This is a genomic window from Mucilaginibacter antarcticus (genome assembly GCF_042686155.1).
GTDB lineage: Bacteria > Bacteroidota > Bacteroidia > Sphingobacteriales > Sphingobacteriaceae > Mucilaginibacter > Mucilaginibacter antarcticus.
On the sequence record NZ_JBHUON010000010.1, the window covers coordinates 106,937 to 133,370 of the forward strand.

The following is a 26,434-nucleotide window of genomic DNA, read 5'->3' on the forward strand; positions in this document are numbered from 1 at the left end:
ATATTACCTGCCGATTTTTCGGCTTTGGTCGAGGTCGATGGCCTCATTCAACCGGATCGTTGCCTCGCGATGGAGTTCCGGGTCGTCCTGTATAAGTATATAGGCCTTTTTCAGCTGTTCGGGTGATCCCGATTCTTGCAGCAAAGCCAATGTTTGCAGATTTTGAGCCACGGGCGGCCACTGCACGGATTTGTATTTTTCCGCAAGTTCTTTCAATTCTTCTGTAGTTCTCAGGATAAACAATGTTTTAGCGCTGAAGGCATCTACTTCCTCATCCTCAAATCCTACCCATATTTTATCATCTGCAAAGTCTGCCAGTTCGATTATGCCGATCTTGCCGGCGTGGTCAGAGGTCCAGAGTACCGGGCTGACCATAACCATTAAGCCCATCGTTTCTTCCTGTTTCATGTTGATTGCTTTAAATGTTTGTTAGATTTTATAGTGGCTGGTGGCCTGAAATGAATTACCTTTTCAAGCCCTTGGCTTGATCTATTCCGAGAAACCGGTCTAAGCCAATGGTTACCGCATCGTGAATGCTACCGTTCTTTTTAACCAGTTCCATCGCGGTACGGATATGTTTTTCCGTTCCATGATCTAATAAAAGGGCAATATTCTTCAGGTCTTTAAAATCATCTACGGAAAGTGTCAGCGCATTTTGATGGAGAAAATCATAGATGTAGCCCGGCTCTTTGAAGGTGAGCAGGGCATCAGCACCATAGAAGCCAACCTGGTGGTCGTCAAAACCCACATAAAATTCGGCCGTATTTAAGATCGCTGCGGTTATAAACCCGATCTCACCCTGTTTTTGTACCGGGTCATCTTTGAGATCAGGGTGTACCAGCAACAAATGGGGTAACTGTATTTCATTATCTTCTTTCATTTCTTCATGGTCGCTTTAATGGGTGTATTGGGCGCTGGCGGCTTGAATGCCAAAACCATTTCCTGTATCTCTTGGCTGATATGATTAAAATTCTGCCGGAGTTTTTCATCCGGTTTACCGCCGAAATCATAAAAGGATGGCAGGGGTTTATAATTTTGTTCCTCCCGCTTAATGGCTTCCATATCGAGGTTGATCCGACAGTTAATGGCAGAAGTTTCAAATTGCCCGGTAAACTTTTCCTGTGCATCGGCAGCGATCACGCCAACCATCTCGCCGGAATTGAGTGAGGCTATTTTACCTGCCGGGATCAGGGCTTCCAACTTTTCATTCAGGGAGGTAGAAGTTTTATTGCGGTCAATGGACAAGCCCTCCCCGATCTGTTTGGATTTACCAAAGAGGCGCTCCAGCCATTCTAAGGTGTCTTTGTTTCTGACAGAGCCGGAAAGAACAGTACCCACTACGGCAGTGATGGTAGCTGCGGTATCTTTACCGTATTGTTGGTTAAATTGCGGCAGCTCCTGTAAGCCCATTAAGACCGCTACCTTGTTCGACCTTGCTGTTGCAATTAAATTTTCTACCCGGTGAACAAAAAGGGTCGGCACTTCATCCACGATGAGCGCCGATGGCAGATTACCTTTGGTATTGATCAGCTTGGTCAGGCGGTTGATGATGATCGAATAGCAGGCAGAATTAATATTTTGCGTATTCGGATCGTTGGCCAGTACCAGCATGCCGGGATTGTTCTTGTCGGAAATTTTCAGGTCAAAGTCATTGCCGGAAAAGACCCAATACGTTTCTTTTGTGGCCAAGCGGCTAATAAAGATCTTCAAGGTACCGATCTGGCCCTCCAACTGGTCGAAGGCCTTAGCATTATAAGCTGTCATAAATGGTGATAACAGGGAACGCAGTTCCGGTTCGGAGGTCAGCGCATTAAATATTTCCTCGTACGAGCGGTTCAGCAAGGCAAGCACATGCGGGAAGCTGGAATAGATGCCTCCCTTGTATTTACTCATGAAATACACGCAGGATGCTAAAAAATTAATAGCAGATTGCGTAAAGAACTGGTCACTGCCACCGGAGCGGTCCCCTTTTTTTAAAGCCTCCACCAAAGCTTCGGCAGTTTCTGCCGCATCTGCCAGCGATTTGATATAGTCGGCCCTCCAGGGGTTGATCCTGCGGCTTCTTTCGATATCATTTAAATTGATGACATGAAAGGCAAAGCCTTTCAGCTTTCCGTTTTGCTTGGCCAGCAGGTAGTGGTAATAGGCAATATGGCCGAGATCGGGAAACTTGAAATCATAGAGGCAGACCGCAAACTCTTTACCGATCAGCTGCCGGATGAAAGGATTTACAATGGAAAAACTCTTACCTGAACCGGGGGTGCCGATGACCATGGTACCGCGGAAAACGTTGCAGATATTGATCCAGCCTTTTCTCACTTTTCCCTTGTAATAGAAAAGCATGGGAATGTTGACTGAATACGGCGTATCCACAAGCTTGACCGGTTGCATGAAACTTTCGGCTTCTGTATTCCATTTGTCCTTGCCCAAACCTGATTTGATGAATTTGGAAATGTTATCCATAGACATGCTCACCATAAGCGCCCCGGCAAAGGAGCAGATCAGGTAAATCAGGTTATACCAGCTGGTATAGGCAAATGCTAGCGGGGAGGCACTACCCGCAAAAACAAGGCTGCCGAAGAACAGAAACAGACCGATTGCAAGCGGATAGATGATATGCTTTTTAGGGTCGAGGTCTGTTTTCTTTTTTGCCAGCGTACCGATGCTGACCAGGCAGATAAGGCCAAACGTGGTCAGCTTACTATAAACCAGAGCGGAGTAAATGACCAGGTGGCTGAGCTTATCCAGTGGTGTAAAAAAAATGCCCCAGAAAGGAGCATCATGATAGATAAAAATAGCAGCTTCTATGCCTATGGATATATAAATGGCGCATTGCAGAAACCCATGGAGTTTCTGCTGCTCTCTGGTTTCTTCCATAATAATTAGTAGGATTTAAAATAAAAAAAGCCAACCACTTATGCGGATGGCTTGAATATCAGTATTCTGTTTGAAAGCTTTTCACGCTTCCGCGGGCATGGCGAGGAAATATTGATTTTTAATGCTTTAATAATCAAACGTAAATTCTATTTTTGATTAAAGCCGGTCCCCATCAGGATGATGAACAAACGGTTAAGTCCAGCTGCCCTTCCACGGAACTGATAAATATTATTGTTTAAAAGAACTCAAATCTACCATGAAATACAAAAGCAAACGGCTCCTGCTGCTAATATTTTTCAGCAGCATCCTTTTTAAAGCCAGCGCTCAGCAGGTTGATACGTTGACAGAAAATGCTGCTGTCCGACAACTGATTAAAAATTACGAGCAGGCTTGGAACAGGCATGACCCGCAAGGGCTGGCAGCAAATTACCGTATTGATGCTACCTGGGTAAATTGGTTTGGCGCTTATTATATAGGCAGGCAGGACATAGAAGACCATTACCGGACAACTCATAATACCTACTTCAAACTGAGTCATTATTATACCCGTAGCGTAGAGGATATCCAATACCTTGCAACGAATATTGCTGTGGCCCATGTAAGAACCGGGTTAACCGATGATACGCGCTATCCTGGCGAAACGTTTGAATTTCGGCGAATGATCGTGTTGACAAAAAAGGATGGCCGGTGGTTAATACAGGCAGGGCAAAATGCGAAGCTGGAAAAGGGTATAAAATAAACGATATTCCAGTCATTATCACAGTTTTTCATCAGACAGATTAAGTTATCGTTTCATCGACCCGTGGCTTAGTGCTTTCTCATTGATTTCCGTTACTGGCAGTTCAGCAGTTTGCAATTGCTCTTTTTCCATTTCTGCATGTACCTGAAGTTCCTGCTGCGGCTGTGCCTGTTTTTCCCTTTCAGCGATCTTTTGGCTGATCTCCATTTCCAGTTTCTCCATATCTTTTTTTAAGGAAGCCAGTTCATACTCCTGGTCAAATGGCCTTTGGGATAGCTCCCGAACTTCCGGGATCTGCCGGTTTATACCGTCCAGTTCCTTTTCATAACGTTCCGCCATACCGACAACCCTATTGATCGCATCCAAAAAATACCTGGCGGCGTGTTTGGGATTATCAATGTTTGGTGCCCCACCGTTTTGCATGTATTTGATACCTGTAGACCGGCTTTCCGCATACAGGGATGTTACATAGGTAATCCGGCTTGAAAATCCGTCCTCAACGGTTTGCAGCTTTTGCCGGATAAATAGATCGAAGCCATACAATTCACCTAAATGAAGATCGGGCTGGTTAAAATCTTCCGGGCTCCAGTTTTTGTATAAGCCTATCAGGTGATTACCAATGGCCACGGTGTCGGCCAAAAGAACATCTTTTAGTTTAAGGGGGTTCTGCTTGGTGCCGTCTTCATCAAACTTCAATACCTGTTTGTAGCTTATTTCATCCTTACGGACAAGTTCCAAAGTTGATCGGGTATCCTTACTTTTCTTTTCCAGGTCTTCCAATAGGTAACGGCTGCGGGACACTTCCTTAAAGTGAGCGCCTTTATAACCTTCCAGTTCGGCGACCTTCTTTTCGAGGCGGGTCTTTTCCAAGAGCGAGGTGTCACCCGATAAGATCGCGATGTACTCAGAGAAGCTCATGCCGCTTTGTTCGTCCATTGCCCCTTCATCCAATGTGCGTACAGATAACTCATTGTTCTTCATCTGACTGATGAAGATCTGTTTGTTCTTCAACAGGTTGAACTTGTAATTGTCCAATGATTGTTCGACCGCGTAAATGAAATTCCTGACCTTGTTGCCGTAGAACTGTTTAGCCAGCCAGTTACCCTGCCTGGCACCACGACCGTCGCGCTGCTCCAGTTCCGAAGGTTTCCATGGAATGTCCAAGTGGTGCATGGCGACGATGCGTTCCTGAACATTGAGGCCCGTTCCGGCTTTTTCGGTGCTGCCGATCAAAATTCGGATCTCCCCGGCATTCATTTTTCTAAACAGCTCTTTTCGCTGCTTATCCGTAGCCCAGTTGTGAATAAATGTGATCTGGTTAGCAGGGATATTAAAATCGTTGATCAGCTTATCCCGCAGGGCATCATATACATTAAACTCATCGGTTTTTGGTGTGCCGATGTCGCCGAAAATGATCTGCGTGCCCTTGTGCGGGGTACTTTCGTGATATATCTCCGCTACATTCCGGGCGCAAACATTAACCTTGTTGCCGGGGTGGTCGCCATATTTAGAATTCACCAGCCGCATATCCACCGCCATTTTCTTGGCGTAGTTGGTAGCGATCAGCATCCGGCCTTTATCCTCATCTTTGGTGAGCGGCCGCCTGCCAATAATAGTGGCATCCCCAGTCTTAGCGAACTGCATCAGCCGTTTAATAAAATCCTGCTGTTCAGGCGTTGGCTTAATATTAACCAGTGTTTCGTCAATTTCAGGCTTATCGAGATTGATGTGCTTGGCCGTTTTATAGTCGGTGATCTGGTTATAGAAAAGCGCCAGTTCCGGCACTTTGATAAAGTGGCGAAAGCGTTCTTTGGCCCTGATCTCGTTGGTTACGGTAAACTCAAAATCGACCGTTTTTCGGGCATAAACCGCAGCCCAGGCGTCAAAATTGCTGATCTGCTGCCTTTCCAATTCTCGTGGCCGGAGGTACTTAAAGATCAGATACATTTCCGTCAGGCTGTTGGAAATGGGCGTGCCGGAAAGAAAAGTGGCACATAAGTCCGTATCGTAGCGATCCTGCAAGGTTCGGATAGCAAAAAGCATGTTGAGCGCTTTCTGACTACCGGCGATATTTCCCAAACCGGCCACTTTGGTATGCCTGGTGGTAAAAGTGAGGTTTTTGAACTTATGGGATTCGTCAATGAACAAATGGTCAATATTTGTTTCCCGGAAATTAATGCCGGTATCTTTCCGGTTTTCAATGGCATCTATCACATTTTTCAGCTTAGCTTCCAGGTTTTCCTTCCTGATCTCCAAACCTTTTAGCTTTTCTTTGGTGATCTCCTCACCACCATCTTGCATAGCCAATAAATCGAGTTCTGTATTGTCCAGTTCGATTGATAAGATCTGTCGCTGAATCTCCGGGTCCTGTGGAATTTTGCCAAACTGGTCATGTGTCAATATGATACAGTCCCAATTGTTGTTTTTGATCTCGTGAAAGATGCGTTTACGCTTGGCGGGCTCAAAATCATTTTCGCCGGGTGCCAGTAGTTTGGCTTTGGGATAAGCCAAGCGGAATGTATCGGTGATCTGCTGAACATTTGCCTTTAGGGCCAGTATCATCGGTTTATGAACGATTCCCAGCCGTTTCATTTCCATGGCAGCGATGATCATGGTCAGGGTTTTGCCAAGGCCTACTTCATGGTCGATCAGGCCGCCATTATTCTGAATGAGCCGCCAGGCGGCATTTCGCTGGGAAGGATAAAGATCCGTGATCTTTAATGTTTTAAAATCAAGCCCCGGAAAGGTCAGGTGGCTTCCGTCATATTCCCTTAGCGCATAGCAGTTATAGGTGTCGTTGTATAACTTTTCTAAAAACTTTTTGTCTTCATTCGGCAGTTCTAATAACCAAAGCAGGTAGCGCGCCCTGATATTATCGACCTTGCGATGCGCGTTTTGGATGGCTTCCGTATCCGGAACCCGCACCACCTTTCCATATTGTTCAACCGGATAGGTAAAGTGAGGGTTGGTATTCAGGAGCGCATATTCCAATAAGGTATGCCCCGTGATCTTGTGGCTTTCCTTTGGTGTGACCGAAAACTCTTCATTGGTGATCGTATTGCCTTTCTTTGCATAACTTACCTTATAGTCATCGATGGAAACCAGGTATTTTATTTTGGTGTCCAGTTTAAAAAGGTCGGTAGCAAAACGCTGGTAATAATCAATCGGCACCCAGCGCTCCCCAAGGTTAAAGTCAAGCCGCTCAAACGGGATCCTTTCGGGTTGCACACGGCGAATGGCCGCAAGGCTCCTGGCATACTGTAAGTTTTGCGGTTCAACTTCGGCTAGCTTTTCTGCCGCCCTCAATTTTAGCACAACGTTACCCGAAAGATAGTTATCAGTTATTTCCCAGTTCAGCGATTGCGGGTTAAGCAGGATCTGCTTATCCAGTTGCCCGATCTGTGAAATTACAGAAAGATCAACCCGGCCGGTTTCATTCAGGCATCGCGCCAGTGCTTCCGCCGGGTCATCGGTTTTCAGCATTTCCTTTTGCTGAAAGAGCGGCCCGTAAAATATATCAGAACGGACAAACTGTTCACCCTCCTTGATTTCAAGGGAGGATAAGATTTTAAAACCTAAGGCCGCGTCATTCAGGATGCGGTTCCGGTTTACATTCCTGTTTAATTCGCCATATTTTGCAACGAACGCATCATAATAAAAGTTTAAGGACTTGCGCAGTTCCGGGAATTGAATGGCATGCTCGTTTTCATAACCGGATAGTTCAAGGTAAATATCCCGTAGTGCCAGGTAATCCTCGTAAAATGGTATGTCCGGCTGCGGGTCAAGTGCATCAAATTTGGCCTCAAAGTTATGAGGCTCTCCAATCAGCCCAAGCTTACCACCAAAAATCACCAGGGTGTCTTTGACATAAAAAGGCTTCAGGTCTGTAAAGGCCTTTGGCTTATCGGGTAATAATTTGAATGCCGGTTCCAGGCTGCTATCTCCTTCATAGCGGTAGTCATGACCGAAATTTTTGAGTTTAACCGAAAGGTTATCCAGTTCCTGGCCGAGGGCATTTCCGGACAGCCATTTACCGGGGAATGAAATTTCGGAAAGATTACTGTACAGCTTATACGAATACCTGTTATTTGCTTTGGCGCGGGCGGTCAGCAATACAATGCTGTCATGCAATGGCCGGGCAGTTGTGCGGATAACACTGATCTGGCGAACCGTAGCGGCATCCACAAATTGTTTATCCAGATCATCCAGGTAAGCAGTAGCTTTATTATCGGCGTCGGTTTGTACAGGCGCATCAAATAAACCTAACTGGCCGAAACTCAATCCTTTTTTATCATCGGTTCTTGGAGTTAGCGGTACCGGTAGAAAGGTAAATTGTTTAAGCTGCTTTTCCTTTTTGTCAAAGGAGATGGCTTCCCATTTGGCATAGTTAAAATTGGCAAAACCGGCAACCAGCTGTTCTTTAAGCGAAGGGATAATATCCTGCATATCGCCATTTTGCCAAGCCACCCGCGAAGCTTTCCCCCTTGCATTCGTCCCTTCAATGATCTCGTCGGCATATACCAGTTCGTTCTTATCCGCTAACCATGCATTCAGATGATATTTTCCAAAGGAATTTTCTACCTCTATCGTATCAATGAGCTGGCCTTCCGCTTCGGTAAGCGTCTCTTTAGAATCGTTTTTCTGTACCAGGATTAGGTGCATGCCGACCTCTACATTCGCATTTTCCTTCATCAGGTTCGCGGGAAGCACGGCTACGCTCAACAGGTCTGCTGAGGTAAACAGGTATTTGCGCGCGGTTTCATTAAAAGGATTATTCAGGAACGCTTCTGTAACGATATAGGCTAATATTCCGCCGTCCTTTATTTTATCCAGCCCCTTGGCGAAAAAATAGGTATGCACTTTAGCCGATATGCCGCTCTTGCTATAAGCGGGGTCATGAACCGCTATTTTACCGAAGGGTATATTGCTGATCACCAGATCGGATTGCGCTTTTTCCGTTGCTGCCGTTTCTTCCAGCTTTTTGATCTGAACTTCTATTGGCAATGGATAAGCCGAACATAAGGCGGTCAGGATCTTGCCGGTGAGGATATCTTTTTCCACCGCGTTGACCTGCTCTAATCCTTCAAATGCATCCACCGCTTCCTCAATAAATACACCGGCCCCGGCGCTGGGCTCATATAAGCGTTTCGGCAAAATCTGGGCCTCCCGCATGACGGCATATATCGCCCTGGGGATATAGTCCGGTGTATAATAGGCAGTTTGTGAACTGCTCTTAAGTGCATCGATCGCGGATTTGTAATTAGCAGCGGATAGCTTTTCCTGCAGCAGGGCATGGAGTTCCATAACCTGCGGGTAAAGCTTCATATCAGCAGCTGATGCGCCGTATTTAGCCCATTCTGTTATTTCGCCGGGAGGAAAAAGGACTGCTTTTAAGCCGCCAAACCCGGCATATTTCTTTAGTGTTTCTAACTCTGTTTGGGATAGCTGCTGGCCAGTAAAGTCCAGCGCAATTCGGATGGCCGCAATGTTGTCTGCCATCTTCCTTACCGGATTAAATGCCATGTTACACCTCCTGTAAATAATTTGCTATGGTGCCGATCACTTCATATTTTAAAAAGCGGTCGTCCTCGTCCAGGCCTTTGATCAAAGGCTCGCACAGTTCGAGGATATTGGTAAGCTCGTAGTGAAGAATCCCGTGGTTTGTAAAGCGGAGATAGGTCCTGATAAATTCTTCCTCCAAAACAAGCTTTACGTAATCGTATGCTATGGAATCAGTCATGATAATGGTGTAGGATTAATTGGGCAGCGTATCCGCATCCAGTATGTCCTGGTAGGAAATGCTGAGCGTAATGACACGGCCGGAAAGCTGCTTTTCGCTTAATTCCGCGTGAAGCACCTTATTCCCCGGAAAAGACATCTTTTTAAATACAAAGATGTTCCGGTAATTTTTGGAGAAAGCCGGCTGGCTGAATAACACAAACTCGGGTTTTACTTCTACCGATTGGTTATTGGCCGCCTTGGTGACTTTTTTATCATCCACCTTAAAGCGAAAATCAGCGATGTCATATTTCAGGTTCGTTTTATTATGGTAACCGATATCCAGGAAGATATAATCCCCAACCGTATAGACATGGTTCAATTGCCCTTTAATGCCAAAGGCTTTTACCTTTTCCATGCGTTTATCAGAGCTTTTCGCGATAAGGCTAAGGGCTAAGCCTTTGAGCTGGTTTTGGGACAGGCCGATGCCGGAGATGTCCAATGGCTGCATATCTGACGGAACAATATTTACTTCGGTGGGTACACCTGGGTATCCGGGCAATAAACGGTATTGTGCAATAAATTTTTCACCGGCGATGGTAACCACTGAACCTAAAAAAGTTTTGAGTGAATCACGCAGTTTTAAGCGCAGGACATTTTTAAGCGGCAGGTCACCAACCAGGTCTTTGGTGGAAATATCAACGTATTGAATGGGCTCCGGGGAGACGAAGTGGATGGTTAGGTTTTCAGGCAGGTAAACTACGGGTAATTTATCCTGGGCATAAAGGGTTGGGGCGCATAGCACCAAAAGGCAAAACAAGATGGTTTTCATATTTTTTATTTTTAAAGACAAATACAGGCTCGGAATAAGTGCTGCGTTTAATAGGACTTTTGAGCGTTTTGCAACGCATCATTGTCAATCAGGTAGAGGTAAGAATTGTATTTAAGCTTCGCTTTGTTTTTGCGAATCAGGTCGGCAATAGCGGATGATGTCGATTGAAAAACTTTATCCAGCGAGCTCATGATAAATTGGCTATTGCCGGAGCTGCCATCAATGGTTACGCCCTGCACCGAATTGCTGCCCAGGTCTTTGGTGAAATCACGAAATGCGGATGACGGGACATACAGGCCGGGTAAACCGTCCATATCATAGACATCCAGTTTGACCGGAAGGATCTTCCCATCATATAAGATGGAGGTTACCGCCAGCGTAACCCGCTGCTCGGTAAATCCGTTGATCTGGGCGAAAAGGTAGGTGCCTTTTTTGATCAGGTTATTACCTGCTTTGATATCTTCCAATAGTTTTAGCCGTAAGCGTGACCCTGCAAAGCCTGTTACATTTTCATCGATGACCGCGCTGATAAAAGCCGGTTCCTTTTGAGGCAAAACGGTATTGAAGTCGCCGGAAACTACATCAGCTTTTTCAACCGAAAATTTGACCTGGTTTTCCTTCAGCTTTGCCACCTTTTCAGCGGCCTGCTTTTTCTTCTGCTCGTCCTTATAAGCGGGATCATTTGCCTTGTTGATACTATCCATTATGGCCATTTGCGCCTTGAAAACTTCCATCGGGTCCTTTTCTTTGGCAACAGCAAGTACCGGGCGGATCGCATTAGGCTGCCTGCGGATGGCCTCAATCGCACCGGCTACCTGGCGGTCATTGTTCAATCGCGTTTGTGGCACCTGCCGGGTAATGTTATTGCCTCCTGTACCAAATTTCAATTTCATGGCCTGCTGTATGGAATCCAGCTTTTTCTTTTGCTGATCAGAATAATCATTGTTAAAGGCAGGGTTACTGGAATTTTCACGGGGGATAACATTAACGGCTGTTAAGCCATCTGCCTCTTTATAAGTATTGCGATAGGCATCGAGTTTATCCGCTAATTGTTTTTTCCTGACATCCGTAGAAACCTGGCCGACCGAGCCGTTCAGCCCCACAGTTTCTTTAACAGCTTGTTTCGGCTTGGAAAAGCCGCTCTGCCAGGCATAAAAGAACAGGCACAAAAAGGGCAAAAGGATGAGTGGCAGCACATATTTGGGCTGCTTAAAATTAATTTCCATAATGTTTATTTGAGTGTTTGATGAATTTTAGACAGACGGTCAAGGGCACTGTCCAGTAAGGTGCTGTCTTCGCGGCTCAATTGCTTTTTGCCGGTCAGGCTGTCCACCAGGATTTTAAGGCGCATGGTTTCCCGGATATTACCCGTAGCCTGCATGATCTGGCTAAAACCATCTTCAACCGGGTTAATTTTTTTTGTAACCGGTATTTTTGATGGCTCCGGATGGCGGAAGATGGTAAATGATAAGACCATTGATAACGCCATCAATGCGACCATGCACCCGAAAATGAATTTCGGATATGCCGATACCAGTCGTTTGCCGGCATTGGCAGCAACATCAATATAGCCATCGAATTCCTTGCGGATCTCGCTGTACAGAGTATCCCTGGGATCCCTGTTAGAATGAATTTTTCTCCACATCTTGCAAGTCTTTATTTTCGAGGGTTTTCCAATTAGTGACCAGTACCCCATGCGGATTATTATCACTGCGCGGAATATCCTTCAGGTATCCCTCTGTAACCAGGGAGCGAACCACCGTAGAACTTCGCCTGTCGATTTTTAATTTGCCGTAATAGCGGAAATAGTGTTTGGGCATATCCACCATGATCGAATCCGTTTGCAGGGTCAATACGGAACTCGAAGAAAGAATCGAATTAAAAAATCCATTCTCTTTCAGGTTATTATATTGCTGCATCCCTGATTCATCCACCAGGTACATGGCCTTTTTCATTTGGTATTCCATATAATTATCATCCGGGGTCAGGGAGAAGAAAAGGGAATGAAAAAGATCAACATCTGCCCTGTATTCGGCTGGACGGTTCATTTGCACATCGGTTTGCCTGGCAAGGATGGGGATATTATTATCCAATATATAAATGCTTTTTTGCGCATTCGACACCATTTTATATGCAGACAGGCAATTCATGCCGACGATGACCAGCGAAGTAAGCAGGCTTCCGGCCGCAATGAACGTCGCCAACCTGATCTTGGCTTCAATATTTTTGATAATCATGATATATGGCGTTAAATAAAAAAGGCCGGCCCGCGTTTACGGGTCGGCCTGACATCAAAGGAGAAAGAGAAAAAAAGTAGATTTTAAAAGAAACTGCCGGTCGCCTTACGGGCCATGCTGGCCACTGTTCCCGCACTACGTCCGAAGGTGGATGTTGCTGAACTGATACCAGAGGTAGAAATGATCCAGGTAGAGATACTGGGCACGGTGAACATACAAATTGCCCCGATCAGGAAAACGATGATGACCGTTCCAAATGACAGGATACCGTTTCCGGCAAACCAGGCCATTTTCTCCAGGTTGGCGCTCATCCCGTTTTCACCAACCAGTTCCTTGTATTTACTGATCTCGGAGGTCAATGCGTATTCCTGCATCAGGCCGGTGAGATACATGATCAGGTAGGCGATGCCGCTGTACAGGTTTACGGAGATAAAACGGGCGATCCAGGTACTAAAGCTATCGCGGAAAGCTGGTAATATACTGACGGCTACGGCAAAAGGGCCAAGAATGATCAGAATAGTGGAGTAAATGATCTGTATCATAAAGATGATATACACCGCTAAACGCAGGATCCATATGCCCAGTAATTCCAGGAATTGGGTAAAGAGCAGTTGCATCCCCACGGTAAGCCGGTTCTTTAATTCCAATAAAGGAGAAACCACACTACTGATACCTTGCTTAACCGTACTCGTTACAGAATCCCAGGCTTGCCCGTACCAGGTGTCGCTTTCCTTTTCGGCGACTTCGGTTTGTGCCTGGTAAGTATAAAGGGAATTGGCAACGGCAAGCATCAGGCTGGAGCGGTTTAACCGTAAATTATTGACGATGGTTTGTTCACTGTTAAACATCTGTTCCGTTTGATTGGTTACCAGGTCAGTGGGAAACGCGATCATTTTAACAAAGCCACCCCACCACATGATGACCATGGCCAAACCAAATGGGCGCAGCAAAGGCATGATCTCCAACTGCTTGTCGCCGACCATCATTTCATAGGACTTTATGGCGAAAAAGATGATCATGAAAATCGCGGATAATGCTTTGGCATCAGTGATAAACAGGTCAAAATGAATCCATACGGAATCCTTAAGCCCTTTTAAAAATACCATAACGCCCGCTTCATAAACCCCGTCACCCTGAAGAAATTGTAATGTTTTGGTGTTATCGGTACCCTTAGAAGATTGCGCAAATACAGACATTGTGCAAATACAAAGCAGCATAGCTAATAATATTTTCTTTTTCATTGCACGTGTTGTAAAACTTGTTTGGCGATATGGATGTCAGTTTGCGGCGTCCAGTTGCTGACCGTCACCTGTCCAGCCTGTAATTTTTGCTGCTGGGCGGTCATATTTAAAGTGGCTTGCGCGGATGAGGTTCGGATCGCCCATACTCCGGCCAGTCTTCGGTATTCCATCAGGTAGCGGTGGTAAGCCAGGATGCGTGCGCCACGATCCATGGTGGTGCTGTGCGCGGCATCGATACGTTCTTTCAGCATATCCAGTTCGTTTTTGTACCAATCGTATAATCCTTCGGAAACGAGCCGGGTACTGACCTGTGGCGAAAGGCCCGCTAAAATGGTAGCCGTAGAATTATTAACCACCGGCTTCAGTTCGTTTTGGTAATACAATTGCCAAAGCGGGTCAGCGTCCGATACCAGTCCCGTCTGATTGGCGATCTCAGATAAGGCCGTATTGCGCACGGTATCTGATTGCAATTTGTATTTATTATCCGTAGAGTTCATGGCCCCAACCAATACCAGGCGTTGTGTCTGTGGCCCGTTAGCACTGAGGGGACGTAAATCCGTTTTATGGTAGCTCGGATGAAACAGGCCCCAGGTCAGCCAGTAGTACGGGTTGAGGCTGAGAAATCCGGCCTTCGGTTCAAATTTATTCTGATCCCATTGCAGGTAAACCATTCGTTCCTGTTGGTAGCGAACCGCTTTATCCTGGGCAAGGGTCTGCCCAAAGACTTGATCGATCAGCGAGAGCAGAATAAATGGCAGTGGTATTAAGAAGTTTTTCATGATGTTATTGATTTAAAAGGATAAATTGAGCATCCGACGACGCCAGAATGATGGTCATTGCTTTAAATATTTAGCGTTTTGAATGATCTGGTCTACAATCCGGATATCCTGACTGATGAAGTTGGCAAAGGGATTAAGGGAAGCGATTACGCCCCGTTCCTTTGCCCAGTACATGGCTTTCCAGGTACCATAGGCTAAGCCATCTAATATTTGCAATTGGGTAATAACCTTTCGTAAAAGCTGGTCACGCGCGTTATAATCTGCAAGCACATTATTGCCCTCTTTAAGTACATATCCGGAAACATCGGTTACTAATGCCAGCGACCTCGTTCGCATTTCACCTGCCATATTCCCGGCAAAGACAAGCAGGTAGGGTTCAGATCTGGCCATAATTAAAGCCTGGTTGATATAGCCGGTCATATCAGCAATGATCACCGCGATGTTTTTGACTGCAAGCCCGTCTTTCAGGGCTGAATTGACATTGGAGAGCCCCTGGTAGATCATGGTTTGCGCCAGAATTACAGAGCCGACGTTCGTATTCAGGTCATTAATGTTATTATTGATCTTGCCGAGATACTGGTCATGGGTAAGCTCCGCGCTACTCCTTACTGCCGCGTTTTGCGAGACGGCGATCAAATGCTGGTAGTCGATCACATATTGCTGTGCTAAGCAAGGGGAAAGGGAAAAGGCGAACGCAGCAAGAAATAACCATTTGAGTTTTCGTGTCATTGTTTGAGGTATTTGGCATTTTGAATGATGTCAGCGGCTATGGACTTATCGGCATCAATAAAATTTTGGAAAGGATTCGCCGCTCTTAAAAGCGACGCCAGGCTCGAATATTGCATCATTCCCAACATATTGCCGGACAGGTCCTGGATATTGCTTAGTTCGGAGATCACGTAATCAAAAAGCATTTTCCGGTCTGAAGCTTTCATCTGGTTGACATCCCCAAGTGCTAAAGTCAGGCCGGTTACATAGGCTACCAAGCTTCTGGCCTGTGTGGTAAATTGAAGTGCCGACTGGTACCCTATGGCAATCAATGCTGGATTTTTTTGAACCAACCGGATGATCTGCGCCTGGTTGCTGACGATACGGCTAACCATTGGTGTCGCATAAATGCCGATGTCAGCAATATTAATAGCGGTACCGAGGGTATTATACCGCTGTTGTAAGGTGCGGTACATGTTTTTCGTCTTTGTCAGAAGCGTGAGGTTTGCCTGTTCATTTGCACTGGCTACAGCTTGTTGGTTCTTTGCTTTTACCTGTAGTTTGTTTTCGGACTCCGATTCATCGACGAGTTGGTGAAGGGCGGGAATGTCCAATATCTTCTGCTGCGCAAAGGCTTTTGTTCCCACGGCTGTCCATAGGATCAAAACGAATAATACATACTTCATAAGAATATTGTTAAGTTTTATTACGGTGAAAAACATCCCAGCCCCGGCGCGAACAACTTCCGAAGAGCTGAATCCTAACCCGTGTGGGATATAATTTCTCTAATAAGGCGTAAGCATCTTCTGGCTTTTCGCCCCGGTGTTTTACCTTACCGGTAAACGGTGATGCCAAAGGGTCCGGAAAATCGCCTTTCGGCGGCCAGTAACCATCTTTATGAAAAACAAACAAGTATTCAAAGACCTCCACCGCGGTGCAGCGCTTCCATTTAGGGCGCTTCCACATCAAATAGGTATCATACTTGTAGCCGAGGTGGCTCATATACTCACGGCAATCTTCTGTGAATTTTTCAGTTACCCAGACGAACACCACAAGCTCGTTGGATGCCAGTTCGGACAAACAGCACTCCATAAAATTGAAGGCCCGGAGCGCACGCCACATTTTGGGCGGAATACTGTCCGTCAAAATCTTGTTTGACCTTTTGTAGGCCCTGAATTGTTTCCACGGCGGACAGATCATGAATAGTTCATATCTCATTGCTTCAGGTATTTAGCGTTAATCAATACATCCTTGGCAATCCGGACATCTTCATTCTGCCATTCCGCCCAAGGGCTAAGCGAGCGAAACACACCGTTGATCTTGGCCCAGTACATGGCCCTGTCCATCCCATAGGCTATGCCGCGCAGGATGCGCATTTCATCGGCAATATGATTCAGCATTTTGCCACGCTCACCGGAATCCATCAGGTTAGTTCCTCCTTTAAGGACAAATGCGCTGACATCGGCTGCAAGCATGCTAGCCCGCGTTTTGAAATCGCGCGCGCCCTTCAGCGAAGAGCAATAAAACGGGATCGCATTTGGCAAGCTTAACAGATGCCTCTACATCGCTGATAATATCTGAGCCGCATTCGGCGATCTCTTTAATGGTGGCCAGGTTGTTAATGACGGAAGCGACCTGGCTAAGGCCCTGGTAGATCCTGTTTTGCAGGTCGTTAACAATAACCAGCTGACCGGTTACGGCCAGCTGACCTTTTTGGATAAGGTCAAGCTTATTGTTGGTGGTATTTAACTGGCCATTGATCACGCCGGCATTTACCGCGATGGCGGCAGATACCGCAGGATCAACAGTAAGGGTTTGCGCATTTACCCCGTAAATGCATAAGCAAAGCATTAGTACAAAAATTGACTTTTTAAAGCGGTTGTTTTTCATGATGGCTGTTGCTGGTTAACCTGTGAAATAAAGGCGGGTAAGGATTTCCCGCTGTCTTTAAAATCCCTGATAAAGGCATCAAGGCCTTCAGGGTAAGAACCGAACCGGTTGGTGTAACTTTCCACGGCTGACTTTTCCGGTTTTTCCGTGGTATAAGTGAGGTATTGCTGTAAGGATACTTCTACACCATAGACTTCCCCGACAGCGCCGCGCCGGATATAGACCTCTTTAAACCGGCCCCGGTGTTCTGTATTATCCAGCTGATTAATGGTAAAAATCTTCCGCCGCTCGGTTTCATTGATGGAAAGCAGTGCCGCGATATCATTATAGTTATCCTTGAATTTGGTTTGATCCAGCAGGCAGATGGTATCGGAGTTATTGATAATGCTGTCTTTTACCACTGCATTTCCGATGATATCGCCTAATTCCTGGGTAACAACGATTGCCTCACCCCAAAACTTCCGGACAGTTTTATAGAGGTATAAAAGATAGCCTGCCATCAGGGGGCTGGCGATAGCTTTCCATGCCTCCTCGACCACCAAAGCTTTACGCCTATTCGAACGGTAACGCATTTTTTGGATGAATACATCCATAATCGATAGCGTTACGAGTGGAAAGAGCGTCTTGTTTTCCTTGATCGAATCAATTTCATAGACTATAAATCTTTCGGTAAATAATGATTTATCAGTGTCTTCATTAAGTAACCGGGCAAACTCACCACCCTTGTAGAACTTCTTCAGAACGTATTTAAACTCATCGAAATCAAACACGATCTTTTCTTCAGTTTTGATTTCCGGGATCTTTCCCAAGGCGAATTCATAGAAGGTGTTGAAGCTTAAATCCCCGTTGTCAGTAAAAAACTGGCTGTAGTAGGCGGAGATCGCATTGGCGATCACATCACGTTCTACCTGACTCAATGTTCCCTCGGAACCTTTCCATGTTACCCCGATCAGCGTGCAGAGAAAATCCTTTTTTTCGATGTTGTATTCCGCTTCAGTGATGCGGAATGGATTCATCGTGATCGGATCTTTATCCGTGTAGGTGATGTATTTCCCTTTGTAGTAGGAACACAGGCCTGAATAAGAGTGGCCGGTATCCACAATAACCATATCCATGTTATAGAGCATGTATTGCTCGATCATGGCGTTCATGAAGAAACTTTTACCTGATCCGCTGGGTCCGAGCACGAACTTATTCCGGTTATTAATGCGGCCGGTACGCATGGGCAGATCGGCGGGGTCCATTCCAACTGGGATGCCCTGACGATCGGTAAACCGGAGCAAAAAATCTGATGGCTCATCCCTTGGCAGGGACTCCTTAAAGAAAAAGCATATGGCTGCATCGCAGGTGGTAAGGAACCAATCGTATTCCTTTAGTTCTACACCGTTACCCGGCAGAGCGGTACGAAATAATTCCAGCTGATTGTAGGCGTTTTTGCTGGGGATGATCCCTAACTGAAAAAGCGAACTCTCGATAAAATTAACAGCCTTCTGGATGGCGTTTACCGGGGCCGCCACCAGGATATTAAAATGGCAATTCACCAGCAACTGGCTTTCGCGGGCGACATCATTCAGCAGCAGATCGATATCCTCCACGCATAATTGATTGGCCGGATCGGGTATGCCGGCATGTCTTTTCTTTTTTTGCTCCAGCTTTCGGAGGGTCGTTACCTGGTTTGGTATTTCGATAACCTGGTTATAAACGATCACATCCACACCGGGTACCTTAAAGAGAAAAGACAGGAAATCCACGGGAAAGCCGCGCATGCTTTCCTTATCGTTAAGTTCGATATGTGAGGATACATCAGGCGGCAGATCGATGCTGTCAATATTGACCAGGCTGATACAGCGTACGGACCTATCGCCCATCCTGATCTCGATATCTGAGGGGGCAAGGTTATCCAAAACAATATTGGAACTACCAAAGTCCATGCTCAGCAATTGCAAAACCAACTGGTTCAACTTGCCTTCTTTAAGGGCATTGGCTGATGGCAGCACGTCCAGCACCTTTCCAACTGCCTGCCTGAAATCACGCAATGCACGGCCATCGTAAACATAAAACGCGCCTTTTTTGACCTGGCGCGTGATGGTTATATAGGTGGCAACCTGCATACATTCCCGCCCGTCGAAGTGGGCATTGTATTGTTTTTGCAGGTACTCGGTGGCGGGCGGGCCCTTGTAAGGCGAGCGGCTGATGACATCCTGCTTTTGCAGGAGGTAACCATCACCTAATATTTTCACCACGTTGTTAAGCAGGTGATGAAATTCTTCATACCCTGCCGGGTAGGCGGAATACCGGATCACCGGGTTTACTAATTGAATAATAATGGAGCATTCGCCGTTAAGGCCGATGAGCAAATCGTATTCGCCACCTTTATCCACTCCCGCATAGGGAATGTTAAATAAGGTTTTTACGGCCATAATGGTTAAGGATGTAAATGTTTGAGGTGCGGCTTTTGGAATGAAGGCCGCCCTTTTGTTTGCTGGCCGTGAAAAGCAGGCCGCCAACAATAAAGCCGATCAGGACCATGGCACCAAGCCACATATTGACCAGCGACATGGTTAAAGCGCCAAACACAAGTCCGGTAAGCAGGGAGGCAATGCCCCAATAAATGAACTTGCCTTTGAAGCCTTTGAATATAAGGGGCCGTTGGAGCCCCTTATAAACAGGATACTTCCTGGCCATGATTACAAGCCGAAGAAAGCTTTGATCACCAAAGCAGAAACCACGAGAAAGACGCACGAGCCTCCCCATCCCATTAGTTCCTTATTGATATCCTGGTCACCACTGTTCCACTTGGAGTAGACCCGGATGGCACCAACGATACCAACGATGCCGCCGATCACCAATGTGATATTGGTTACCGGGGCCACGTAGGTTTTTAGGGTAGAGGTTGCTGTGTTCAGACCGTTAACGCCGCTCTGGGCAAATACGGGAATAGACAGGGCCAGCAATACGGCTGAAGCCCATAACTTTTTTGTTTTTGAAAACATTAATTTGGAGAAAAAAATAAAGGCGGAGATCTTTTAGAGCCTGCCGGGAGCAAGCCGGTTATGCTAAAAGAGCGTTCAGATCACGAACAACGCCCCGATTATTTCACCCGATGGAGGGGGCAGTTTAAACACTGCCGGACAAACCCTAACAGGTTTGAACTTGAAGATGGTTACGACAGGAATCTTTTATAGCTTTTAGGGAAAAAGCGTTTCATAAAAACAGGCATTCAGATTCCGAACAATGCCCGTAAAAAGGGACCCGCGAGGATCATAAAAAAAGACGCGAAAAACCATGCGGCTACAACGGCGTCCATACGTTTTTCGCCCATCTGCCAATTGTGGTAGATTTGGAGCGCGCCAAATGTGCCAAATAGGATGGCTAAAACGAGGGCAAAATCAAAGGCTGAAAAGAACGAGTTAGACAAGTCTTGTTTAGCCTGTTGCATCTCGGCAATGCCGGGTTGTGCTAATGCTGCGGCCGTTATCAGGCAGCAGCAAACAGACAAAAGAAATTTCATTCATCAGAAGCTTACAGATTTGATGTACTCGACCGACTCTTCGCGGGCGAGATTAAAAAGCTCTTTAAGGCTCACACCACCTGAAAAAGCTATGGACGACTCCTTACCGGAACCGATGATATCTTCTACAAATGATTTAACGGGATTGACGTCCTCAACAAAGGTGAGTTCATGCTGATCACTTCCGGCTTCCCCGCGGTTGGAACGCAGGTGATCCCAAAAGATCAGGGCTACATAATAGCAGGTATAACTGCCAAACAGCCATAGGGCAAATTTTATCCAGGTCATAATTTTGTGTTTTGGAGATATTGTTTAATGATTTGTTTGAGTTCGGGGTGTGTTTTAAACAGATGCTTGACCGCAAAGGCGACCAATTTGGTCATATCAACACCTGTGGCCAATTTAAACTTGATCAATAAATCGACCGTCTGTTTATCAAACCTGATGTGAACCATACTTTTATGGTCACTGTTGTCGTAAGCCCAAAGCGATTTAAGCAGGGTGTCGTGGATAATGATTTCCGTTTCAGCTGGTTCGGGTAATGCTTTTATTTCATTTCCTGCGTCGTTTGGAGGAATACCGGTTTCAGCGACCGCCTCCGGAGGTTTTTGTTTGTGACGTAAACGATCCCACAAGATCAGTACCGTGTAATAAGCTGCATAAGCGCCAAGTATTCCCAATAGAATTTTCATGCGATTCATAAGTTTGAGTTTTGCATATATTGTTTGATAATGATTTTGAGCTCGGGGTAAGCTTCAATAAAGTGCCTGACCGAAAACGCAACGAATTTGGTCACGTCAACCCCAGTGGCCAGCTTAAATTTGTTCATGAACTCTACCGTCTGCTTATCACACCGAAAGTGAGCAAGGGTTTTATGATCCGAATTGTCATAATCAATAAGGGCTTGCAGGATTGTCGAATCGGCAACCTTGTTGACTTTACTCTTCGGCGTTTTCGACCTGTCAGTAGTTAAGATGGTATCCCGAACAAGCTTTTCACCGGGTTTGACCATTTGTTCCCTTAGCTGGTCAGCTAATGATTTCATTTTTTCCATAACCTGTCGGCAAATATTTCTTCAAAAATTGGGGTGATCACACCATCTAGGGAGATTGGTGTTTGAAAGGTGGTGATCCTTTGAAAATCGATACGGTCAGGTATGGAAGCAGTGATGATCCCGAACTTGGAAAGCTGCTCATTTACCTCACTCATAATTTCGAACTTTACGTTTGCCTTGATCCGGTTGGGGATAAACGCGATATCGACCTTTGGATTTACCTTTTTCAGCACGACGGCAAACAATACGGTGGATTCGAATGTGAACTCATCGTAGGAAAAAGGGCAGATCACCAGGTCTGCAGATTGGAAAACCGGGATCAGGCCGTCATCATCCAGTTTACCGGGAAGATCGATTAGAATTGCGTCCTTTTTATTTCGGGTTAAGACGCTGCTTAACATGGGGAAATTTTCCAGGCTGGCTGGTAAAACATCATAAGGCTCTTTATTCTCCAGTACCTTGGCCTTTTCAAACTTCTGTGATATAGACAATTGATAGTCCATATCAATAATGGTGACCGGCCAGTTTTTATCGAGGCTCAGGAAGTTCCCTGATAGGACGGTGAGTGTGCTTTTTCCAACGCCACCCTTTTGGTTGCCAAATAAACAGATCATATTTTTTTATGGGTTTATCCCTTATCGGGTGTTTGTTCTTGCTTTCTTCTGACGCCGGCGCTTCATTCCGAGCACCTGTTGATCATCCACATCGTCAGCAATGGAAACCGGCCTGATGGATATGGGTTCCGGTATTTGTTCAGCATAGTAGGTCACTGAATCCGGTGGTAAATAATCCCATAATTGAGTATTCGGCGGACGATAGGTGCTTTCTATATTCATGTTTTCGTCCAGCAGGTATTTCAGATTCAAAATCTCGCTGCCTTTAAAAACCTGTTTAGTAGTATGATCAATTACCGTATAACCATAGGGCGATTTCCCTCCGGCTGAATGAAATACCAGGTCAAGCTGAAACTGGCGGTGCATTCTTTCGACAAAATCCGGGGAGGTCTTGTGCGTTAAAAACAACTCCTTCAATTGAGCGATCCTTAATTTATCAGGCCTATACGCAGCGATCTTTTTTTGGAGCTTCTCTTCGTTAATGTAATCTCTGCCAATAAAACCCTGGTTTTCAAGAATAAGGTAGAATTGCGCCCTGGTGCTAAAATGATATTTCATCCCGAACGAATAACCCAAAACCTGATCTATATTCCTGACCGCCCGCACCTGTTCATAATCACGGTCGATTTGTTTACCATCTTTCCCAACCCTGGAACTTACAATATGAACGTGATGATTATCTGTATCCTTATGAAAAATGATCAGGTAAGGCTGGTTACCATACTTCATTTCTTTAAGCCACATGACGGCGGCTTTGGTCAGTTCCTGTTTGTTATATTCCCGTCCCCGCGCCGAAATCACCGCATGGAATTGGGTGTTTTTAATAACCTTATTTTGAGCGGAGATCATCAGTAAGTAATTAACCAGGTCCTGCGGCCGGGGATTCGTCAATGACTGAATCGCACCAAAATTTGCGATAAGCATCAATTCGCCGGTATTACGGTCTACTTTATACGTATTATACTTTACGCCGGCAAAGGTCATTGATGGTTTTTCTAAAATGTGGGCGACCATAGCCTAAAATTGTTTAACATCATTTTGAGATAACAACCGAACAGGAGAGCAACAGAACTAACGAACTTAAGATCATCAGAACTTAAGAACTTGCGAGCAGAATAACCGATGAACAACAGATCATTAGAACAGTGGAACAACAGATCAATCGAACAGCCGAACTGCCGAACAACCTAACAACAAACCGGACGAACAATAGAACAGACAAACAACAGAACAGCCGAACAACAGAACAGCCGAACGCCTTATCCCCATAACACAATAGCAACTGAATGGTACACCTGATCAAGTGATTGCCCTTAACTCTCTCAAGAGCCCATTGCCCTAATGATCTTCCGGAGCGCTACCTCAAAATTTTGCTGTACCAAAATATAATCCTCCAAAAGTTTATTGAAATGTTCTATTATTCCTTGGTTAAGAGCCCCTTTTAATTGCAGGGTATTTGCATGTTTGGCCAGTTGATTGATGTTATTGCCGATTCGGCCCATTTCCGCGCCGGCAGCATCCAGGAATTTGATTAGCTCCTTTGAATTGACGATGGTTTTTTTAGCATCTGATAAAACGCGCATCCTGACCAATTCCGTTTTCGAAATCCCCAACTCCCGTTCCAATTCAGCGATTTCCTTATATTCATTTTCGGTAAACCTGGCATTGATAAATTTAGATCGCTGACCCTCCTTTAATTTCGGCCTCCCATTCAATTTCTTAACACGCTCCATAAAAAAATGAGTTGCGAATTTTTTGAAATCCCCCCGGGAGGGCAAGAGACTTTTTGTGAAACAAAAAGACATCTTGCCGTTGCAAAAGCAACGGAAATCCTGATTATCAATTTGGGTCTTTTTCCATTAAATAAGCAGTTAGGTGCCACATTATCGCTATCATTTCCCTGGCAATTGATTGTTGGGTTGGGTGGTAAACTTTGTTCTCTTTTTCCCCCAGGTATTGCATTAGATCAGTTGAGGTTTCCTTCTCGCCAAAAAATAAAATATTAAAAGGCTAACGAATGGTATAATCTCTATCTTACAAAAGGCACCTTGACATTAGCAAAGAAATTAGTTGGCGAACCCTTCTCAATTGGAACAGCTTTTAAATTCGACTTCAGCTTGTCATTATAATCGTTAAAACCTTCGTAAGCAGCCGAGCGGTCAGTCGCATAGGGTAAAGCCTTCATAAAATCCCTGCTGGCGGCCTTTCCTGCCTTATCACGGTCAAAATAAATATCCAATGATGAGAAGGCCTTGGCTTTCGCAATACCCTGCTGCAATAAAGTAAGTGTATTTAAGACGATAACATTATGGTCAGCTTCGGGATTTTCATATCGCCAGCTCAAGAAGTCAAGAAACCCTTCAAATAGTGCCGCTTTCTTGGGATGGCCCGGAATTACAGTAATTCCCTTATGCCCCATACAGCCTTTAAAATATCGGTTTCGAACTTCCCAGGAATTATGTTCATTGAGCCAGCCTGCTGCGAAAAAATGTTTACGAACATCATTCTCATCCTCCACAAAGTAATACACCTCGCTTAAATAAAATTTGGCGACCTCAAAAACGCCGCGGCTTTTAAGGTAATCCGTAATTGCCGGATGAGCGCCTAAGGGCCGTACCTTTTCAACTACATGGTTCACTTTTACAGGCTTGCGCGGCCTTAATATCCTTGGTTCAGCTACATCTATAGCGCATACGTCCTGGATCTTTTTGATAACCTCGTTAAATCCCAGGTGCTTCCAGTAAGCTAATCCAAAATCAATAATGTTCCCTCCTTTTCCGGCACCATGATCGAACCAAACACCAAGGTCATCATTCACGCTAAAGGATGGATTAGTATCATTATCCCGAAGCATGCTGATGTACATTTTTTCGCGGCCTCTTTTAGGGACAGGCTGATACCCCAACCGGCTTAACAGATCTACCAGAGACGCTTGTTCTTTCAGCTCCCTGGCGGTTAATAACTTTGACATAAAAAATGGATTTGAGTTAAACAGATAGCCGTTAACCGGCAAAAAAACAAAAGACACCTGCTCTTGGAAAGAAAGGCACCTTAGCTATCAGGTAGCTTTGTGTACCGGCAGCGGGTATCGAGCCCGATAATTCGCTTCTGCCGGTATATATTTTCGGGATTACTCACGTCAGATCCTACGATCCGGGCTCTCGCCTGCCTTCGCGCTTTCGATTAATGCGGCTTTACGCTCATCTTCGCGAAATTTCCGGCTTCCCGCCGGATAATGTTTCATCCCCACATGTCAAATAACTTTCGTATGCTATCCGGTTAACCGGAGATCATGTAGCAAAGCAACGGTCATTTGAGATGCCCAAAAAGTTCAATTTTTTGTTGCACCCTAAATTGCACCCTTGCACCCCATTGATTTACAGCAAGTTATTTTGATGTATTTTATAAGATTATTTTGTAATGCACAAAAAAAGCCTCCAGAATTGGGAAGCTGTCACAGAACTGCTATTAAGTGATTAGTAACCTCTTATCACAGTGATTAATTTTTCCAATGCCTGGATGGCTATTTCCTTATCCATCTGTTCAATATGATAAGTGCTTTTACGCATACTATTCCAGGAGATATTTTTAGTATTGCCAGTAGAAAGGAAGGGAACTATCATTCGAAAAATAACACTGATAGAACTGGCGATGATGAGCTTGGCATCGTCCGCGGCTTTTAAGATGATCCCGATCTGGTCAACGCTTAGGGTACAGCGTATTTTGGAGATAGCGATTGGCTGCTTTCGGATATTAGCGTCTTCGGCTACCTGATCGGCCACATATTTGCCGTATCGTTTTTTTAACACCTCACCAGTATTTTGAAGAGATAGCACGAGGCTTTCGCCTGTTGCCGCTATTGGGTGGTTATCAGTATAACCTGCCAGATTCTCCATTGCCTGCTGTTCTAATAGGCGCAGAGAATCGTAATAATGGGTTACGATTGCCTTAATTTTCTTTGATGAAAAAAGATAAAAGGTATTCGATTTCAGTTCCTTCAGTACAGTTTGTAATTCCTGATCGAATTTGCTTTCAATTAATAATAACTGTTGCAGGTCTAACTCCGAAATATTTGTTTTTTGCGGATTTAGCGTGACCTCTACTACTTCGTCCAGCCATGCATAAGGATAGCCTTGCTTGATATTCCGGGGATGTTGACCACCTGATTCCGTGGCAAAGTGACCATGCAATTAGCTGGCGAACGATAGCAGCGAGAGCTGTAAAAACGTTTTCA

30 protein-coding genes are annotated in these 26,434 nt (G+C 45.3%); 2 read left to right on the top strand and 28 right to left on the bottom strand.

Features of this window, described 5'->3' with window-relative positions:
- Positions 1-3 precede the first annotated feature (3 nt).
- From ACFSYC_RS10415 to ACFSYC_RS10425, 3 genes are read right to left on the bottom strand one after another with little or no spacing between them, the layout of a single operon-like run.
- Complete coding sequence (locus tag ACFSYC_RS10415; RefSeq protein ID WP_377126802.1) at positions 4-408, bottom strand: hypothetical protein; 405 nt, start codon at positions 406-408, stop codon at positions 4-6.
- Positions 409-463: 55 nt separating this feature from the next.
- The gene (locus ACFSYC_RS10420) at positions 464-880 is read right to left on the bottom strand and encodes a hypothetical protein (RefSeq protein ID WP_377126805.1); all 417 of its coding nucleotides are present in this window, start codon (positions 878-880) and stop codon (positions 464-466) included.
- Positions 877-2,877 carry a type IV secretion system DNA-binding domain-containing protein gene (locus ACFSYC_RS10425; protein WP_377126808.1) on the bottom strand — a complete coding sequence of 667 codons (2,001 nt, stop codon included), beginning with the start codon at positions 2,875-2,877 and terminating at the stop codon, positions 877-879. Before ACFSYC_RS10425 ends, ACFSYC_RS10420 begins: the two co-directional genes overlap by 4 nt.
- Positions 2,878-3,133: 256 nt before the next feature.
- Here ACFSYC_RS10425 and ACFSYC_RS10430 point away from each other — a divergent pair, with 256 nt between their 5' ends.
- On the top strand, positions 3,134-3,616 hold the full coding sequence (locus ACFSYC_RS10430; RefSeq protein ID WP_377126811.1) for an SgcJ/EcaC family oxidoreductase: 483 nt from the start codon (positions 3,134-3,136) through the stop codon (positions 3,614-3,616).
- Positions 3,617-3,661: 45 nt separating this feature from the next.
- On the opposite strand, the gene ACFSYC_RS10435 is transcribed toward ACFSYC_RS10430, so the two are convergent.
- From ACFSYC_RS10435 to ACFSYC_RS10545, 23 genes are all read right to left on the bottom strand, one after another.
- Positions 3,662-9,139, bottom strand: a complete 5,478-nt coding sequence (locus ACFSYC_RS10435) for a helicase-related protein (RefSeq protein WP_377126814.1) — start codon at positions 9,137-9,139, stop codon at positions 3,662-3,664.
- A gap of 1 nt (position 9,140) precedes the next feature.
- Entirely contained in the window at positions 9,141-9,356 is a 216-nt protein-coding gene (locus ACFSYC_RS10440) for a hypothetical protein (RefSeq protein ID WP_377126817.1), read from the bottom strand.
- Positions 9,357-9,371: 15 nt separating this feature from the next.
- Positions 9,372-10,166: a DUF4138 domain-containing protein gene (locus tag ACFSYC_RS10445; RefSeq protein ID WP_377126820.1), complete on the bottom strand. Its 795-nt coding sequence runs from the start codon at positions 10,164-10,166 to the stop codon at positions 9,372-9,374.
- A gap of 47 nt (positions 10,167-10,213) precedes the next feature.
- Positions 10,214-11,392: a conjugative transposon protein TraM gene (traM, locus tag ACFSYC_RS10450; RefSeq protein WP_377126823.1), complete on the bottom strand. Its 1,179-nt coding sequence runs from the start codon at positions 11,390-11,392 to the stop codon at positions 10,214-10,216.
- 5 nt (positions 11,393-11,397) lie between these two features.
- Positions 11,398-11,811: a hypothetical protein gene (locus tag ACFSYC_RS10455; protein ID WP_377126826.1), complete on the bottom strand. Its 414-nt coding sequence runs from the start codon at positions 11,809-11,811 to the stop codon at positions 11,398-11,400.
- Positions 11,789-12,403: a conjugative transposon protein TraK gene (gene traK / locus ACFSYC_RS10460; RefSeq protein ID WP_377126829.1), complete on the bottom strand. Its 615-nt coding sequence runs from the start codon at positions 12,401-12,403 to the stop codon at positions 11,789-11,791. The genes ACFSYC_RS10455 and traK overlap by 23 nt, the downstream gene beginning before the upstream one ends.
- A gap of 83 nt (positions 12,404-12,486) precedes the next feature.
- Positions 12,487-13,644, bottom strand: coding sequence for a plasmid transfer protein (locus ACFSYC_RS10465; protein WP_377126832.1), 1,158 nt, complete (start codon positions 13,642-13,644; stop codon positions 12,487-12,489).
- Positions 13,641-14,423, bottom strand: a complete 783-nt coding sequence (locus ACFSYC_RS10470; protein ID WP_377126835.1) for a hypothetical protein — start codon at positions 14,421-14,423, stop codon at positions 13,641-13,643. The genes ACFSYC_RS10465 and ACFSYC_RS10470 overlap by 4 nt, the downstream gene beginning before the upstream one ends.
- A 54-nt stretch (positions 14,424-14,477) precedes the next feature.
- Entirely contained in the window at positions 14,478-15,152 is a 675-nt protein-coding gene (locus ACFSYC_RS10475) for a hypothetical protein (RefSeq protein ID WP_377126838.1), read from the bottom strand.
- A complete protein-coding gene (locus ACFSYC_RS10480; RefSeq protein WP_377126841.1) occupies positions 15,149-15,817 on the bottom strand; it encodes a hypothetical protein in 669 nt (222 codons plus the stop codon). The genes ACFSYC_RS10475 and ACFSYC_RS10480 overlap by 4 nt, the downstream gene beginning before the upstream one ends.
- A gap of 10 nt (positions 15,818-15,827) precedes the next feature.
- Complete coding sequence (locus tag ACFSYC_RS10485; protein ID WP_377126843.1) at positions 15,828-16,349, bottom strand: hypothetical protein; 522 nt, start codon at positions 16,347-16,349, stop codon at positions 15,828-15,830.
- Complete coding sequence (locus ACFSYC_RS10490) at positions 16,346-16,606, bottom strand: hypothetical protein (protein WP_377126845.1); 261 nt, start codon at positions 16,604-16,606, stop codon at positions 16,346-16,348. The genes ACFSYC_RS10485 and ACFSYC_RS10490 overlap by 4 nt, the downstream gene beginning before the upstream one ends.
- Position 16,607: 1 nt before the next feature.
- Positions 16,608-17,021 (bottom strand): hypothetical protein, encoded by a 414-nt coding sequence (locus ACFSYC_RS10495; protein WP_377126847.1) that lies wholly within the window; start codon positions 17,019-17,021, stop codon positions 16,608-16,610.
- On the bottom strand, positions 17,018-19,441 hold the full coding sequence (locus tag ACFSYC_RS10500; RefSeq protein ID WP_377126850.1) for a TraG family conjugative transposon ATPase: 2,424 nt from the start codon (positions 19,439-19,441) through the stop codon (positions 17,018-17,020). Before ACFSYC_RS10500 ends, ACFSYC_RS10495 begins: the two co-directional genes overlap by 4 nt.
- A complete protein-coding gene (locus ACFSYC_RS10505; RefSeq protein WP_377126853.1) occupies positions 19,419-19,706 on the bottom strand; it encodes a plasmid transfer protein in 288 nt (95 codons plus the stop codon). The genes ACFSYC_RS10500 and ACFSYC_RS10505 overlap by 23 nt, the downstream gene beginning before the upstream one ends.
- Positions 19,707-19,708: 2 nt before the next feature.
- Positions 19,709-20,014, bottom strand: a complete 306-nt coding sequence (locus ACFSYC_RS10510) for a DUF4134 domain-containing protein (RefSeq protein ID WP_274210013.1) — start codon at positions 20,012-20,014, stop codon at positions 19,709-19,711.
- Between the two features lie 227 nt (positions 20,015-20,241).
- Complete coding sequence (locus ACFSYC_RS10515) at positions 20,242-20,532, bottom strand: DUF4134 family protein (protein WP_377126856.1); 291 nt, start codon at positions 20,530-20,532, stop codon at positions 20,242-20,244.
- Positions 20,533-20,535: 3 nt separating this feature from the next.
- Complete coding sequence (locus tag ACFSYC_RS10520; protein ID WP_377126859.1) at positions 20,536-20,820, bottom strand: hypothetical protein; 285 nt, start codon at positions 20,818-20,820, stop codon at positions 20,536-20,538.
- On the bottom strand, positions 20,817-21,224 hold the full coding sequence (locus tag ACFSYC_RS10525; protein ID WP_377126862.1) for a hypothetical protein: 408 nt from the start codon (positions 21,222-21,224) through the stop codon (positions 20,817-20,819). Before ACFSYC_RS10525 ends, ACFSYC_RS10520 begins: the two co-directional genes overlap by 4 nt.
- A gap of 5 nt (positions 21,225-21,229) precedes the next feature.
- Entirely contained in the window at positions 21,230-21,586 is a 357-nt protein-coding gene (locus ACFSYC_RS10530; RefSeq protein WP_377126865.1) for a hypothetical protein, read from the bottom strand.
- Positions 21,574-22,200: a ParA family protein gene (locus ACFSYC_RS10535; protein WP_377126868.1), complete on the bottom strand. Its 627-nt coding sequence runs from the start codon at positions 22,198-22,200 to the stop codon at positions 21,574-21,576. The genes ACFSYC_RS10530 and ACFSYC_RS10535 overlap by 13 nt, the downstream gene beginning before the upstream one ends.
- 21 nt (positions 22,201-22,221) lie before the next feature.
- Positions 22,222-23,214 (bottom strand): relaxase/mobilization nuclease domain-containing protein, encoded by a 993-nt coding sequence (locus ACFSYC_RS10540; protein WP_377126871.1) that lies wholly within the window; start codon positions 23,212-23,214, stop codon positions 22,222-22,224.
- Between the two features lie 308 nt (positions 23,215-23,522).
- Entirely contained in the window at positions 23,523-23,933 is a 411-nt protein-coding gene (locus tag ACFSYC_RS10545; protein ID WP_377126874.1) for a plasmid mobilization protein, read from the bottom strand.
- 6 nt (positions 23,934-23,939) lie between these two features.
- Between ACFSYC_RS10545 and ACFSYC_RS10550 the strand changes: the two genes are divergently transcribed.
- The gene (locus ACFSYC_RS10550; RefSeq protein WP_377126876.1) at positions 23,940-24,206 is read left to right on the top strand and encodes a hypothetical protein; all 267 of its coding nucleotides are present in this window, start codon (positions 23,940-23,942) and stop codon (positions 24,204-24,206) included.
- 23 nt (positions 24,207-24,229) lie between these two features.
- Here the strand turns inward: ACFSYC_RS10550 and ACFSYC_RS10555 are convergent, their stop codons facing one another.
- Together ACFSYC_RS10555 and ACFSYC_RS10560 are read right to left on the bottom strand one after the other, a co-directional pair.
- Complete coding sequence (locus ACFSYC_RS10555) at positions 24,230-25,171, bottom strand: toprim domain-containing protein (RefSeq protein WP_377126879.1); 942 nt, start codon at positions 25,169-25,171, stop codon at positions 24,230-24,232.
- 505 nt (positions 25,172-25,676) lie between these two features.
- A complete protein-coding gene (locus ACFSYC_RS10560) occupies positions 25,677-26,390 on the bottom strand; it encodes a hypothetical protein (protein WP_377126882.1) in 714 nt (237 codons plus the stop codon).
- Positions 26,391-26,434 lie beyond the last annotated feature (44 nt).

What these genes read in the sequence shown, in the direction of transcription:
- ACFSYC_RS10510 (WP_274210013.1), bottom strand. Translation starts at nt 20,014, where the DNA reads ATGTTTTCAAAAACAAAAAAGTTATGGGCTTCAGCCGTATTGCTGGCC.
- ACFSYC_RS10535 (WP_377126868.1), bottom strand. Translation starts at nt 22,200, where the DNA reads ATGATCTGTTTATTTGGCAACCAAAAGGGTGGCGTTGGAAAAAGCACA.
- ACFSYC_RS10540 (WP_377126871.1), bottom strand. Translation starts at nt 23,214, where the DNA reads ATGGTCGCCCACATTTTAGAAAAACCATCAATGACCTTTGCCGGCGTA.
- ACFSYC_RS10545 (WP_377126874.1), bottom strand. Translation starts at nt 23,933, where the DNA reads ATGGAGCGTGTTAAGAAATTGAATGGGAGGCCGAAATTAAAGGAGGGT.
- traM (WP_377126823.1), bottom strand. Translation starts at nt 11,392, where the DNA reads ATGGAAATTAATTTTAAGCAGCCCAAATATGTGCTGCCACTCATCCTT.
- ACFSYC_RS10530 (WP_377126865.1), bottom strand. Translation starts at nt 21,586, where the DNA reads ATGGAAAAAATGAAATCATTAGCTGACCAGCTAAGGGAACAAATGGTC.
- ACFSYC_RS10520 (WP_377126859.1), bottom strand. Translation starts at nt 20,820, where the DNA reads ATGACCTGGATAAAATTTGCCCTATGGCTGTTTGGCAGTTATACCTGC.
- ACFSYC_RS10470 (WP_377126835.1), bottom strand. Translation starts at nt 14,423, where the DNA reads ATGAAAAACTTCTTAATACCACTGCCATTTATTCTGCTCTCGCTGATC.
- ACFSYC_RS10550 (WP_377126876.1), top strand. Translation starts at nt 23,940, where the DNA reads ATGAGTTGCGAATTTTTTGAAATCCCCCCGGGAGGGCAAGAGACTTTT.
- ACFSYC_RS10495 (WP_377126847.1), bottom strand. Translation starts at nt 17,021, where the DNA reads ATGAAAAACAACCGCTTTAAAAAGTCAATTTTTGTACTAATGCTTTGC.
- ACFSYC_RS10515 (WP_377126856.1), bottom strand. Translation starts at nt 20,532, where the DNA reads ATGAAATTTCTTTTGTCTGTTTGCTGCTGCCTGATAACGGCCGCAGCA.
- ACFSYC_RS10415 (WP_377126802.1), bottom strand. Translation starts at nt 408, where the DNA reads ATGAAACAGGAAGAAACGATGGGCTTAATGGTTATGGTCAGCCCGGTA.
- ACFSYC_RS10435 (WP_377126814.1), bottom strand. Translation starts at nt 9,139, where the DNA reads ATGGCATTTAATCCGGTAAGGAAGATGGCAGACAACATTGCGGCCATC.
- ACFSYC_RS10485 (WP_377126843.1), bottom strand. Translation starts at nt 16,349, where the DNA reads ATGAGATATGAACTATTCATGATCTGTCCGCCGTGGAAACAATTCAGG.
- ACFSYC_RS10455 (WP_377126826.1), bottom strand. Translation starts at nt 11,811, where the DNA reads ATGTGGAGAAAAATTCATTCTAACAGGGATCCCAGGGATACTCTGTAC.
- ACFSYC_RS10420 (WP_377126805.1), bottom strand. Translation starts at nt 880, where the DNA reads ATGAAAGAAGATAATGAAATACAGTTACCCCATTTGTTGCTGGTACAC.
- ACFSYC_RS10500 (WP_377126850.1), bottom strand. Translation starts at nt 19,441, where the DNA reads ATGGCCGTAAAAACCTTATTTAACATTCCCTATGCGGGAGTGGATAAA.
- ACFSYC_RS10425 (WP_377126808.1), bottom strand. Translation starts at nt 2,877, where the DNA reads ATGGAAGAAACCAGAGAGCAGCAGAAACTCCATGGGTTTCTGCAATGC.
- ACFSYC_RS10445 (WP_377126820.1), bottom strand. Translation starts at nt 10,166, where the DNA reads ATGAAAACCATCTTGTTTTGCCTTTTGGTGCTATGCGCCCCAACCCTT.
- ACFSYC_RS10505 (WP_377126853.1), bottom strand. Translation starts at nt 19,706, where the DNA reads ATGGCCAGGAAGTATCCTGTTTATAAGGGGCTCCAACGGCCCCTTATA.
- ACFSYC_RS10490 (WP_377126845.1), bottom strand. Translation starts at nt 16,606, where the DNA reads ATGCTTGCAGCCGATGTCAGCGCATTTGTCCTTAAAGGAGGAACTAAC.
- traK (WP_377126829.1), bottom strand. Translation starts at nt 12,403, where the DNA reads ATGATTATCAAAAATATTGAAGCCAAGATCAGGTTGGCGACGTTCATT.
- ACFSYC_RS10555 (WP_377126879.1), bottom strand. Translation starts at nt 25,171, where the DNA reads ATGTCAAAGTTATTAACCGCCAGGGAGCTGAAAGAACAAGCGTCTCTG.
- ACFSYC_RS10475 (WP_377126838.1), bottom strand. Translation starts at nt 15,152, where the DNA reads ATGACACGAAAACTCAAATGGTTATTTCTTGCTGCGTTCGCCTTTTCC.
- ACFSYC_RS10480 (WP_377126841.1), bottom strand. Translation starts at nt 15,817, where the DNA reads ATGAAGTATGTATTATTCGTTTTGATCCTATGGACAGCCGTGGGAACA.
- ACFSYC_RS10465 (WP_377126832.1), bottom strand. Translation starts at nt 13,644, where the DNA reads ATGAAAAAGAAAATATTATTAGCTATGCTGCTTTGTATTTGCACAATG.
- ACFSYC_RS10430 (WP_377126811.1), top strand. Translation starts at nt 3,134, where the DNA reads ATGAAATACAAAAGCAAACGGCTCCTGCTGCTAATATTTTTCAGCAGC.
- ACFSYC_RS10440 (WP_377126817.1), bottom strand. Translation starts at nt 9,356, where the DNA reads ATGACTGATTCCATAGCATACGATTACGTAAAGCTTGTTTTGGAGGAA.
- ACFSYC_RS10525 (WP_377126862.1), bottom strand. Translation starts at nt 21,224, where the DNA reads ATGAAAATTCTATTGGGAATACTTGGCGCTTATGCAGCTTATTACACG.